Raw genomic sequence first — 12,620 nt, forward strand, 5'->3', positions numbered from 1 at the left:
AAAAGAAGAGTTTAGGTAATTAAGTAACGCTGTAGCTGATTTTTACCCTACCCTTCTAAACGAGGTCAAAAAACACCGCACCACACAGCGGATCTTCACCCATGTAATCGCCCGAGTTAATATAAGCACGCACGCGACAGCCGCCGCAGAGGTCTCTGAACGTGCAGCTGCCGCACCGGCCCTGTACCTCACGACTTTGCAATCGCGTGAACACCTCAGACGCGAGAATCTCGCGCAGACGCTGCTCCCGCACGTTCCCGGCCTTCACCTCTAACAGCGGGCAGGGCACGACATCGCCGTTCGGCTTGATCGAGAGCATACCGATACCTGCCCTGCAGCCCGGGACTTCGTGGACATAAAACTCAGGCACTGGTCGTCCAGCGTCAGCCATCCGTTTCAACACCACCCAGTACTGGCAGGCCTGCGTCGTGCAGATCTCCAGGTTATCCCGCCGCGTCTGCTCCTCGTACAACTGCTGCACGTTCCGCGCGTATTCCTCAAGTTCGAGTTCCGCATCGGGGATTTCAGCCGCGCCGCGACCCAGGGCGATATAATGGAACAGCCGCGCCTGTCGCGCACCCAACTCTTCCGCGAGATCGAGTATCTGAGTGGTCTCACGCTCGTTCTGCTTCATGATGCACGGATCGATCACGAGCCCCAGTCCGGCAGCTTTGCACGCTCTTGCGCCCTTAACCGTGCGCTCGAAGACGCCCTGGCCTCGTATGGAATCATGCGTCTGCTGCATGCCGTCGATCGCGATAATAACCTCCGCAATGCCCGCGTCCTTGAGGCGCTTCGCAACCGCGTCAGTGAGCGCGATACCGTTCGAGGCAAGCACGAGACTCAGCCCACGTTCCGTGCCATACCCGATGATCTCGAACACGTCTGAGCGCACCAGCGGCTCGCCACCGCCCAGCGTGACCCGTACGTTATCGCTAAAGGTCGCCACGATATCGTCAATCAGTGCAAACGCCTCGTCGGTGCTGAGTTCGTCAGGCAGTGGGGAGGCGGCATCATAGTAGCAGTGCTTGCATCGCAGGTTGCAGGCGCGTGTGACGTTCCAGTTGATGTTGAATTTCGGCATCCTCGTGCTCTCTCGCTTGTTCACTCCGCACTGAAGTGAAGTGAAGTAAGAACCGGCAAGGATAAATAAACCCGCGCGTTTGATCAGTTTTAGTGCAGGCGACTGGATTGAGCTGTCCCTATGGACGTAATCGCGCATCGGTCAGTCTTTGTGCACCCTGACAAGGTAGCGGTACGCACTCAACGCGGCTTTCGCGCCCTCGCCGGCAGCCACAATGATCTGCTTCTCGGGCGCATTGGTCACGTCGCCGGCGGCAAAGATGCCCGGGACATTCGTCTTACACTCACAGTCCACTTCTATCTCCTTACGCTCGTTAAGCCGCAGGATTGGTAATAATTGAAAATGGCATAAAGGCGGTGGTGGTCCACTTCTATCTCCTTACGCTCGTTAAGCCGCAGGAGCTCCCGGGCGAAATCGCTATTGGGCATAGCGCCGATCTCGACGAAGACGCCGCCCAGCGGCAGATCAACCACCTTACCTTCCGCCAAATGACGAAGCACGAGACCCTCCACACGATTCGTGCCTCTGATCTCATCGACCGCGTAGCCCGAGCAGAATTCAACCTTACCCGTTTTTTTCGCCCGATCCACCAGCACCGGATCCGCCTTCACCCTGCCACGAACGATACTGTAAACCGTGTGTGCGTAGCTGGAGAGTTCATTAACTGCAGTGAGCGCGGGATTGCCGCTACCGATCACGGCCACATCCTTATCACGAAAGAGTGGCGCATCACAGGTTGCACAGTAGCTCACGCCCCGTCCGATCAGCGTTTTTTCCCCCGGCACGTTCAACGCACGTGCTCGACGACCCGATGCAATGATCACCGCTTTACTCGTGTATCGCTTACCACCTGAGGTGCGAATGGCGAACTGCAGGTCCTCAGCAACCAGGTTCGTAACTTCATCACCGAGAGCGAAGGCGATCGGGAACTGTCGTACCTGCTCCTCAAATTTCTGCATCAATTCCGCACCGGAGACGTACTGAAACCCCATGTAGGTCTCCACGCCCGCAGCGAGCAGTGTCTGCCCTCCCACGTCCCTGCTAACTACCAGTGTCTCGAGCTTCTTCCGGGCTCCATAAACCGCAGCAGTCAGTCCTGCGGGACCAGCACCGATAATGAGCAGGTCGTAGCACTGTTCCTCATCCACCTTTTTCTCTGCTCGCGGCTCAGGATCAAGTTCTTCAACTACCATTTCATCGCTACACTCCCGCCTTCATGACGTGCGCTAGAAATTCTGCTTCCGACACCGCGCCCACAAAGGCTTCCCGCTCATTGATGATCACCTTGGGCACCACGAAGATCCGGTATTTCAGACTCAACTGCGGGAACTCCGCCGCTTCCACCACGTCGGTCGTAACAAGCTCGCTTTCTATCGCCATCTGCTGCGCCGTCTGCACCGCCTCGACACAGTACGGACAGGGCGGGGTGACGAAGACCTGCAGGTGAACCGGTTTGGTCAACGTTTTGAGTTGTTCACACGTCGAAGTCGTCAGCATCGAATCGCCCAGGGACACCAGCCGCAGTGCTTCGAGCAGTGCCGCGAATTCATAACCGCTTGGCAGGCCGAAGAATCGGATACCGTAGTCTTTCTGCCCTTCTACTACCGTCGCTGGCACCTTATCGATCCGGTAATCGTCTCGTTTCGCTGTGTCCACGGCCACATCGTAGAACTCGACATATACCTGGTCAGAGGTTAGGGCAAGCTCCTCCATTAACGCACGAGTCTCTTCACCGGTCGGTGAACCGGAATCGTGCGTAAATACGACCAGATTCACGGGCGCGGTCAGCCCCTGTAACTTCTCACGCACCCGCTGCGTGACCTCTCCGGATAATACTGGCATCGTGCTATATACACCTCAGTGATTTCACGTGTCTTCGCCATAAAGGGGGCGTTTTATACTATAATCCGGTCAACCGTAAACCAGTTTTTTTCCTCGCTCCCTGCTCAATACGGTGGGCTGTCTTACCATTTTAGCGTCCTGAACGGTTTATTCAGGCAGAAGGATCTCTAGTGCCACCTACCAGCGGACAGAGGGGATCCTCGCCCAGCACGTCACCGGTGAGCGCGTATGCACGTGACCGACACCCGCCGCAGATGGTCTTATACCTGCAGCTCGCACACGCACCCTTCAAAGCGCGTGCCCGCATCGCCTTGAACATCTCGGCATGCTCGATGATCTCCAAAAAGCTCCGCTCCTTTACGTTGCCCGCGGCGACGGGAAGATACGCACAGGGCGTAACATCACCATTGGGGAAGATATGGAACCGCGTGATACCCGCGGTGCAGCCGGTGAAGTGCAGACCGTCTCCACGCTCCATCAGCCCACGGTCCGTCAGGTACGCCCAGTATTGCGGGTTACAGATCGGTTTCAGCCAGGTCTTTGCATCCTTCTGGAGTGTGATCATGTCCTCGAAGAGCTGCCCGTTCTCCGCCGTGGTGAGGCACACGTCGGCAATCTGCTTGCCGCGGCCGACGGCGACCAGATAAATGAGATAGACGCGCCACTGCTCCAACTCATCGGCGAGCTTGATGATCTTCGGGAGCTCGTGGTAATTCGTCCGTGAAACGGTGGTGAAGAACTGCGTGGCCACGCCTTCTGCTTCACAGGCCTTCATGCCCCGCATCGTCGCTTTGAACGCGCCTTCCACGCCCCGGAAATCATCATGCGTGCTCCCGATCGCATCGACGCTCATCGCTGCACGCTCCAGTCCCGCCTTACGCAACTTCCGGGCCACCGCCCTCGTGATCAGCGTCCCGTTCGTCGCCATCACGATCTGCATATCGAATGATGATGCGTATTCGATGAGCTCGAAGATATCCTCGCGCAGCAGTGGCTCGCCACCGGTGAACCCGAACTTGACCGGCCCGAGCCTCGCAGCGTCCTCGATGAGCGCGAACCCCTGCTCGGTACTCAGCTCTTCAGGATCCTCCTCACTGATCGAGCAATGCTTGCACTTGAGATTGCACCGCTTCGTCACGGCCCAGATGATCTCGCCGGGTAAATAACTGAAACAGCCCGTGCCAACCGCGTCATTCGCGAAGATCTCGTTCTTATGGGCTTGTAGCCACGACTTCAGCTCCTCGTCTGACATGTACATCCATCCATTCCTTTCCGCTCAGGCAATAAAAAACCTGTTCGTATCTGTTCATATCAGCCCCTGTCTATGCATGCGCTCGTGCCGCTGAAGGTAGCTAGCCCGTCAAGCACCGTCACGGAAAAAGGATGTCCAGGGGCGGTGGCGTGAAAAAGCCGCGCAGCTCCGCCAGCCGGTAGAGTTCCGCGTGCGCCCGCACGACGGTTTCGGGCATGTCATAGGTGTATTCATTGACATACATCAAGGCGAACTGCTTCACGAGCGCCGCGTCCGCACCCCGTGCATACGTCATCGCGTGCTGCATCGCCTCCTCGACATGTTCCAGCGCGTATCGCACACTCGCACGCATGGCGGCCAGAAACGCCTGCTGGGTCTCTTCGGGGAGCTCCCGCTTGATGACGTTGATCCCGAGCGGCAGCGGCAGCCCTGTTCGCCCGTACCACCACGCCCACAGGTCAAGAACCTTCGCCAGCCCGTGCTGCGCATAGGTGATCTGCCCCTCATGGATCAGGAGGCCGGCATCGACCTCGCCCCGCGTTACTGCCGGTATGATCTGGTCAAATCGCATCTCCACTGGCTGGAACTCCGCGAGCGCTAACTTCAGTAACAGGTTCGCGGTGGTATACCGTCCGGGCACGGCTATACGCTTCCCCGCAAGAGCTTGCTCCGATCGTGCGACCACTACCGGGCCGTAGCCATCACCCACGCTCGCGCCCGTTGCTAAGATCCGGTACTTCTTGTGCAGAAAGGCGTAGGCGTGCGATGAGAGCGCGGTGACGTCCAGTTCACCCGCAAAAGCGCGCTTGTTCAGCGTTTCTATGTCCTCGACCAGCTGCTCTATCTCCAGTCTCGTCTGGATTCTCCCCTGGAAGAGTCCGTAAAACATGAATGCATCGTCTGCATCGGGCGTATGTGCAACGATCATGAATGAGAAATGAGGGAGCGAGCTAAAGAACGTTCTGAATACCGACGAAGCACGCTGAGCTTGCTCAGCAGTCAAGCAACCAGCTCGTACAGCGTATTCCGCTGCGCTACGGGTCTGCCCACCGACGTCACCGCCCTCCGGATGGCCGCTACGGTCGCCGGTGTGTGTTCCTTTCCCGCTGCCGTGACCACGTTCTCCTCAAGGATCGTGCCCCCAAAGTCGTTCGCACCGAAGAAGAGCGCGAGCTTGTCGACCTCAAAGTCCTGCGTGAGCCACGAAGCCTGGATATTTCGAATGGGATGGAGCACAATGCGCGAGATCGCCAGGACCTGCAAATAGCGCGTTACTGAAACCGGCTGCTTCACCCGCTCGTAAAGGGCCGTGTGCTGTGGCTGGAAGGTCCAGGGAATGAATGCCGTGAAGCCGCCCGTTCTCGTCTGCAGATCCCGTATCGTGAAGAGGTGCTCAATGATCTCAGGGTCACGCTCTATGTGACCGAACATCATAGTTGCAGTTGTGCGCATGCCGATGCTATGCGCGCTCTCCATCACCGTGAGCCAGTCGTGCGCGCTGAGCTTACCCGGACTGAGTTCGTTACGTACACGGTCACAGAGGATCTCCGCGCCACCGCCCGGGAGCGAATCGAGTCCCGCAGCTCTGAGCCGTGCGAGCGTCTCCGTTATGCTCAATCCTTCATGCCGCGCGATGAAGGCGATCTCAGGCGGGGAAAGGCTGTGAAGTTGAACGCTCGGGAAATGCCGTTTTATTTCAGTGAACAACTCTTCGAACCATGCCATGCCGAGTTCCGGGTTGAGGCCGCCTTGCATCAGGATTTGTGTTCCGCCAGCGCGGACGGTCTCGGCGACCTTCCGCAGTATTTCAGCGGTGCTCAAGACGTAGCTCTCTTCGTCATGTTTGGCGTAAAAGGCGCAGAATTTACACCGCGCCACGCAGCGATTGGTATAACTGATGTTCCGGTCAACCACGAACGTTACGAGCTCGCCGCAGCGCTCGTGCCTGATCCGGTCTGCTATGCCGCCCAGAACCGGCAAGGGCAGCTCAAAGAGCAGCTCCGCGTCCTCAAAGCTCAAATCCTCGCCTGCCAGGTTCCGTGCACCATAGCGCTCCCAGTCAGAGTATCCCGTATTCATGGCACTTCTCCTCGAAGCGAGCAAGCCCCCGGCGCTCTCGCTCGCCCATCTGGTAGGTGAGCGCGTTAAAATAGCACTCGAGGAACTCTTCGGGCAACCCGAACTGCTCATGCGCCGCTCCAATAATCACGTCCACGTGTTCCTTCCCCCACACGACGGATTCCTGAAGGGCTGCGCTCACCCCGGCCATATCACGCCCTTTCCGCGCTACCGCTATACCGAAGACCATGGGCAAGCCGGTTACATCCAGCCATGCCTCTCCCAGATCCATGACCACCCGGTATCGCTGCCGCGCCCTGATCGCAGCGTCACCAATGACGAGCGCGTACGGACAGTGCTCCAGTAATGCCGTGGCGGTACTTTCGTTCACGGGCACAATCTGGTGTCTGAGCCCGCGTTCTTGAAGAATGATCTCCAGCAGCTTGGCTGAGGTGGTGGTCTGGTTCGTCACCGCGATAGAGCCGCCATTCTCTCCTAATGGCGCGCCTTTCGAGACCAGAATGACGCTCCAAACACTTCGCGCAGCCGCGATACAGAACTCATAGCGCTGCAGGGTCGCCTTGTTCTTGAGGTAGTAGACCGAAGGGACCGGGCTGAAATCAATCTCCCCGCGTTCGAGCATACCAGCGAGCGTCTTCGGCATCGCTCGAATGACGCGGAACCCGTCCTGTTCAAGCCGGTAATAGGGTAAATAGCTGTTCAGAAGGCTAAACTTGCCGATTCGCTCGCTATCGCTCGTCATCTGAATGCACCTGTAGTATGTGATAATAAGTATCCCGTTCAGCGGGTATTTTATGTGCACCGCGCACAAGGGCCAGAATGGTCTCCTTCGGAAGCCTGAGTGGCGTATGAGCGCCAGCTGCATGCGTAACCCGCTCCTCCATTATCGTGCCGTCCAGATCGTTCGCTCCATACTGCAATGCAACCTGGGCAAGCTTCTCGCCGAGCGCAACCCAGTACGCTCTGATACTCTTGAAATTCCGCAGCACGATACGGGCAATCGCAATGGTTCTCAGCACATCGATTGGATCCGTGCGGTCTTCGACGAGCCCCCGTGCCCTGAGTTCCGTGTTCTCCGGATGGAAGAGGAGCGGAACAAAGGAGATAAAACCGCCGGTCTTTTGTTGCAACGCCCAGAGTTTATAAAGATGAACTGCACGGTCTTTTGGCGTTTCCAGATGTCCAAAGAGCATGGTGGCATTACTCCTGAGTCCGATGCGGTGCGCGCGCTCCATAATGCGGAGCCATTCGCCGGCCGCCACCTTCTCAGGGCAGATTGCTGCTCGCAGGGTGTCGTCAAGGATCTCCGCGCCACCGCCGGGCAATGCGTCTAGGCCCGCGTCCCTGAGCCGATGGAGCACCTCGTCCACACTCATTCGCTCAAGCTGCGCCAGGTAGTAAATCTCCGTCGCCGTCAGCGCCTTGATGACGACGCGGGGAAATCGCCTCTTTATGCGCGTGAACAGTTCCTCAAAGTACGCCACGTTCAGTTCCGGATTGAGCCCGCCCACGATATGAAGCTCCGTAGCGCCCAGTGTAACGGCTTCTGCTGCTTTCGCCAGTACCTCATCACCACTCATCTGATACGCGTCTGCATCACCTGCAGCGCGATAAAAGGCACAGAGCGGGCAGCGTGCTGTGCAGATATTCGTGTAGTTGATATGACGATTCACCACGTAGGTAACGAGGTTTCCGTTTCCGCGATTGATCGCATCAGCACGCGCTCCGAGCTCATGGAGATCACGGTCGAAGAGCGCCGCAATTGCAGCCGGGTTCCAGTCTTCGCTCGGAGCTATCATTTAACCTCACTTTTGTTTGGATTACGCAGGTGGACTTTACTTTTCACGTTTATAAACGTATCCTTTTATGGTCCTATCCGGTTACGAATATGACCTGTCGTTCTGCAGGATCGCTCTGAATAGGTGGGTGATGACGGTCCACGGCCCGTTGAGGCGCTCATTATACGTAGACCCACCGGCAGACCTTCTTCTCCACGCGGTCTATCACCAGGTAAATACCAAATCCGAGCAGCGCCATGCTGACGATCGCCGCGTACAGGTCCGGGTAATTTGCACGACCCCACGCGTCCATAATCAGGTATCCCAGCCCCCTGGTCGTGGCAAACGATTCCACGAAGAAGAGCACGGCGATCGCCGTGCCCACACTGATCCGCGTGGCGGTAAGGATCTTGGGGATGCAGATCGGGACGATGACGTGTCGATAAATCTCCTTCTTGCTCGCGCCTAGACTGAGCATGGGATAGATATAATTCCTGCTGATACTTCGGGATGCGTCCCGTGTGGTCACCAGGATCTGGAAGAAGACGATGATCTCGATCATGATGATCTTCGATAGATCGCCGATACCGAAGAAGAGGATGACCACTGGAAGCAGGACGATATGCGGAATGGGATAGAGCATATAGATAAGAGGCGTGACGAGTGAATCCACCTGCTTCTCGTAGCTGAGGAGCCCGATCGGCACGGCAAGCGAGAACGCCAGAGCGATCCCGCAGGCAATCCTGTAGGTGCTGATGAGCAGATTCGAGAGCAAATCGGTTCTGAGGATCTTGAGGAAGGCGAAGAAGACCGTCAGCGGTGTTGGTAACGCGATCGAGTCCAGCATAACCGAGAGTAAATGCCAGATCCCGTAGATCACGGCCGCGATGACTAGATAGCTCCACCATCGAGGCTCTGCCGTACTTCCTTGCATTTCGCGAAGAATACCTCTTGTGTTCTGTACTCGATGCTTCCCTTCTGGGGATTCTCGATCGTTTTAACGATGGTGCCCGGTCGCGGGGAGAGTACGACGATCTTTTGCCCGAAAAACACCGCCTCCTCTATACTGTGGGTGACGAGCAGCATGGTCATTCGCTTCTGCTGCCAGAGCTGCAGGAGCACATTCTGCATATTCTCACGCGTCAATGCGTCCAGCGAGGACAACGGCTCATCCATGAGCAGGATCTTCGGCTTCAAGGCCAGCATGCGCGCGAAGGCGACGCGTTGCTGCATCCCGCCCGACAATTGTTTGGGATAGTTCTTCTCGAACCCGTGCAATCCGAGGTCCTTGAGGAGCGATGAGACGATCTCCTGCTGCTCCTTCTTCTGCACACCACGGAGCTCCAGGCCCAGCGAAACGTTCTCGTGCACCGTCTTCCAGGGGAAGAGCCCGTAGTCCTGGAAGATAAGCGCCAGCTCCTTCGATGGGCCGGTGACCTCATGGCTGTTTATCAGCGCCTTACCCGCACTTGGCCGCAGGATACCGGCGAAGATCAGCAGGAGCGTCGTTTTACCGCAGCCCGAGGGTCCAATGACCGAGCAGCACTCGCCGCAGGGTATATCGAAGGTGATCCTGTGCACCGCTTCCGTTCCGTCCGGGTAGATCTTGGTAAGTTCCTTCGCTGCAATCATCCACCGGTAGTTAATAAATTACCTCGTCGTAAGAAATAGCTTCAGTCACCAGGCCTTTGCTCCGCATCCAGCTCAGCACGTCCTCGAAATTATCGCGTGGATAGGGTGCCGCCTGCATATAGGTGGCCATCTGGTAAGTCTCAGCAATCTCCTTGGGCACCTGAGCCGTTTTTACGAGCAGCTCACGGTAGTTCTCCGGATTTGCATTGATCCGGTCCACCGCTTCATCGAACGCAGCGAGGAATTGCACGACGCTCTCCGGGTGCTCGTCGATGAATGCGCCCCTGAACACGATCACCGTGTAGCCGATCGTCTGGTCGTGCATCGCGTCCGAGATGACCAGGTGCGCACCCCGGTACAGGGCATAGCTCGCCAGCGGTTCTGCCAGGGTCGCCGCTTCATACTTGTTATCGAGCAGCAGCTGCATTCTGATCGGCACTTTCTTCTCCTCGATCTTGAGTGTCTGAACATCACCAAGCAAATTATCAGTTATCCAATCAATAACGGTGTTGCTGGAAATGGCAACCTGCTTCCCGGCTAAATCTTCTACCGCGCGTATCTCCGAGTTAGGGCTGGCGAGGATAGCGAACCGCATCTTCCCGGGTGTCTCATGGAGCTCGCGACTGACGATCCGGGCGTCATAACCGGCGTTCCGCAGCACGAGCACACCCACCGGATCGTTCTGTCCCGCGTCGATTCTTCCGGCGATGAGTGCACTGTCACGCTCCAGTGCGCTCTGGAACGGCACAACTTCGACATCCAGGCCGTGCTCGCGAAAGATCCCTTCCTGCGCCGCGACGTAATAGGGCAGCGTTGCTTCGTCCGGCATGGCGCCCACTTTCAGGGCGAGCAGTGCATCACCCGCGCCCTCTTTCGGTTGCTCGAGGCAGCCAAGCGATCCAGCACCAGCGAGGAGCACAACAGCGATCAGTATCACGGTCCCTCTCTTTACTGGCATGTTTCGGCCTTTCTTCTGGGGCTATATAAACATATCCTTTTTTATTCATATCCATCCCTGACTATAACAGGTCATGAAACCCGCCAAGCATGAATACGAACGCATCCTCGAATTTCTCATCAAAAACGGCTCAGCCAGCAAATATGGGATCGCAAAAGAGACCGCTATTCCCTATCCCACCGTGTTGCGGAAACTTCCCGTGATGGCGCGCGCGCATCTCGTCCAGAAGATCGGGGTGGGGAAGCGCGGCGCGGAGATCTATGTGGCAACGCCGAAAGGGACGCTCATCGCGTACTTCAGTGGCCGGGTAGCAATCGCAGAACTCTTTCTGGCACTACCCGGGATCATGAGACACGTGCAGATCTCATTTGATGATCTCCCTGCGGTGAAGAACCCGCTGGGGTTTCTTATTGGTGGCTTGCCCTTCACGCTCGCGAATCTGGAGGACTTGAAGCCCGAGGAGGCCGTGAGTATCCTGGGCGCGATTCTGATCTGGCGGCACGACGAGTGGTATCACGAGATTGGCGAGCGCGAGCTGGTGCAGTTGCTGTCATGGGACGAGAACTACCAGCTCTTGCGGTTCCTCGTTGCGGGCTCCGTGAACACGCTCAGCAGGATGAGCGAGCAGGCGCAGCAATTGAGCGCGCGCGCAAGCGTTTTCTTGTCGAAGCTGGATGAGCTTGCGGATCAATAACCGCACGAACGAGCGCGCTACACGCCCAAATCATCACTGAGCGGGAGCAACGCGTCGAGTGCGAGCGCGAAGAAGTCGTTCCGCTCAAGACCCAGCTCCTGACAGATCAATATATGCGACCGGCTTACCGTGCGTGCGAACGATTTATCCTTGAATTTCTTTGTCAGCGATTTCGGGCGCACGTCCACCAATTTGCGCGAGGGCATCATTAACGCGGTTGGCAGAATGAGTCCTGAGACGGCGTCCGCAGCAACCAGGGCCTTCGCCATCGCGCTCTCCGGTTCATAGCCCGTCATCTTATTGTGCGCCCTGATCGCGTCCAGACACGCATCCGGCAGTTTCCCGGTGAGCATCTCAGCGGTCATGAGCCCGTGCTGCTCGAACTCGTCTTTCGTGCGCTCGTAATCCAGATCGTGCAGCAAGCCAACAAGCGTCCATTGCTCTTTCTCTTCCTCCGTGACGCCCAGCTTTGCCGCGAGCGCCGACATGATCGCAGCAACGGCGAGCATGTGCTTCCGTAACGCATCGGTCTCCACTTCCTGTTCCAGTAACTCCTGAGCAGCTTCTACTGAAATCATGGTGCTTCTTCTCACGGTCTTTAGTATGAGAATAGAAAGAAAACAGCTAAAAAAGAGTGGTGATCATGGCTAGAGAAGCGGAAATGAATCGTATCGCGGAGCGCATCCTGAACTGTACCCGCTGCGAGCTGTGGCGAACCCGTACCAGGCCGGTGGTCGGTGAGGGCTCGCTCGTCGCGCGAATCATGCTCGTCGGTGAGGCCCCCGGCTACTCTGAAGATCAGCAGGGCAGGCCCTTCGTCGGCAAGGCCGGGAAGGTGCTCGATGAGCTCCTTGACTCGATTGGTCTCACTCGCGACGACGTATACATCGCGAACATCCTGAAATGCCGCCCGCCACAGAACCGGAACCCGCAGCTCGAGGAGATACGGGCCTGCACACCATATCTGGATGCGCAGCTTGAGCTCGTTAATCCTGCGATCATCGCGACACTCGGCAATTTCTCGCTGGCGTATATCTTCGACAAGTTCGGCCTGCCGAAGGAGCGCATAGGCAAGATCCACGGAACGGTCTTCACGGTGAGCACGATCGCCGGCGTTAAGCGGATCGTGCCCCTCTACCATCCCGCGGTCGCGACCTACAATGCCAGCATGCTTGCCACGCTAAGAGCTGATTTTACCGTGCTGACCAGGTATCTTTGAGTGTGGTCAACAGTTTCATCGCTTCTGTATGATTTCTCGCAAACGATTCCGTCGAGGATCTCAATAAGGCGTTATAACCCTC

At 57.1% G+C, this 12,620-nt stretch carries 13 protein-coding genes and 1 pseudogene; 2 read left to right on the plus strand and 12 right to left on the minus strand.

What is annotated here, in order from left to right:
- Nucleotides 1-55: 55 nt before the first annotated feature.
- From ENN68_01870 to ENN68_01920, 11 genes and pseudogenes are all read right to left on the minus strand, one after another.
- Entirely contained in the window at nt 56-1,222 is a 1,167-nt protein-coding gene (locus ENN68_01870) for a radical SAM protein (protein HDS44838.1), read from the minus strand.
- A 3-nt stretch (nt 1,223-1,225) separates the two neighbouring features.
- Nucleotides 1,226-2,277: pseudogene (locus ENN68_01875) on the minus strand (FAD-binding protein).
- A 7-nt stretch (nt 2,278-2,284) separates the two neighbouring features.
- Complete coding sequence (locus ENN68_01880) at nt 2,285-2,926, minus strand: glutaredoxin (GenBank protein HDS44839.1); 642 nt, start codon at nt 2,924-2,926, stop codon at nt 2,285-2,287.
- Nucleotides 2,927-3,077: 151 nt separating this feature from the next.
- Nucleotides 3,078-4,184, minus strand: coding sequence for a radical SAM protein (locus ENN68_01885; protein HDS44840.1), 1,107 nt, complete (start codon nt 4,182-4,184; stop codon nt 3,078-3,080).
- A 112-nt stretch (nt 4,185-4,296) separates the two neighbouring features.
- Nucleotides 4,297-5,106 carry an ABC transporter substrate-binding protein gene (locus tag ENN68_01890; GenBank protein HDS44841.1) on the minus strand — a complete coding sequence of 270 codons (810 nt, stop codon included), beginning with the start codon at nt 5,104-5,106 and terminating at the stop codon, nt 4,297-4,299.
- Nucleotides 5,107-5,177: 71 nt separating this feature from the next.
- Entirely contained in the window at nt 5,178-6,257 is a 1,080-nt protein-coding gene (gene mqnC, locus ENN68_01895; protein ID HDS44842.1) for a dehypoxanthine futalosine cyclase, read from the minus strand.
- Entirely contained in the window at nt 6,238-6,999 is a 762-nt protein-coding gene (locus tag ENN68_01900; protein ID HDS44843.1) for a futalosine synthase, read from the minus strand. The genes mqnC and ENN68_01900 overlap by 20 nt, the downstream gene beginning before the upstream one ends.
- Nucleotides 6,986-8,056, minus strand: coding sequence for a CofH family radical SAM protein (locus ENN68_01905; GenBank protein ID HDS44844.1), 1,071 nt, complete (start codon nt 8,054-8,056; stop codon nt 6,986-6,988). Before ENN68_01905 ends, ENN68_01900 begins: the two co-directional genes overlap by 14 nt.
- A 160-nt stretch (nt 8,057-8,216) precedes the next feature.
- Nucleotides 8,217-8,969, minus strand: a complete 753-nt coding sequence (locus tag ENN68_01910) for an ABC transporter permease (protein HDS44845.1) — start codon at nt 8,967-8,969, stop codon at nt 8,217-8,219.
- The gene (locus ENN68_01915) at nt 8,927-9,667 is read right to left on the minus strand and encodes an ABC transporter ATP-binding protein (protein HDS44846.1); all 741 of its coding nucleotides are present in this window, start codon (nt 9,665-9,667) and stop codon (nt 8,927-8,929) included. The genes ENN68_01910 and ENN68_01915 overlap by 43 nt, the downstream gene beginning before the upstream one ends.
- 10 nt (nt 9,668-9,677) lie before the next feature.
- The gene (locus ENN68_01920) at nt 9,678-10,625 is read right to left on the minus strand and encodes a thiamine biosynthesis protein (GenBank protein HDS44847.1); all 948 of its coding nucleotides are present in this window, start codon (nt 10,623-10,625) and stop codon (nt 9,678-9,680) included.
- A 73-nt stretch (nt 10,626-10,698) separates the two neighbouring features.
- On the opposite strand from ENN68_01920, the gene ENN68_01925 reads away from it, so the two are divergent.
- Entirely contained in the window at nt 10,699-11,319 is a 621-nt protein-coding gene (locus tag ENN68_01925) for a hypothetical protein (protein HDS44848.1), read from the plus strand.
- A 17-nt stretch (nt 11,320-11,336) separates the two neighbouring features.
- Here the strand turns inward: ENN68_01925 and ENN68_01930 are convergent, their stop codons facing one another.
- Entirely contained in the window at nt 11,337-11,897 is a 561-nt protein-coding gene (locus ENN68_01930) for an HD domain-containing protein (GenBank protein ID HDS44849.1), read from the minus strand.
- A 62-nt stretch (nt 11,898-11,959) separates the two neighbouring features.
- Here ENN68_01930 and ENN68_01935 point away from each other — a divergent pair, with 62 nt between their 5' ends.
- The gene (locus tag ENN68_01935; GenBank protein ID HDS44850.1) at nt 11,960-12,538 is read left to right on the plus strand and encodes a uracil-DNA glycosylase; all 579 of its coding nucleotides are present in this window, start codon (nt 11,960-11,962) and stop codon (nt 12,536-12,538) included.
- The last annotated feature ends 82 nt before the right edge of the window (nt 12,539-12,620 follow it).

Source organism: Methanomicrobia archaeon (assembly GCA_011049045.1).
Taxonomy (GTDB): domain Archaea; phylum Halobacteriota; class Syntropharchaeia; order Alkanophagales; family Methanospirareceae; genus JACGMN01.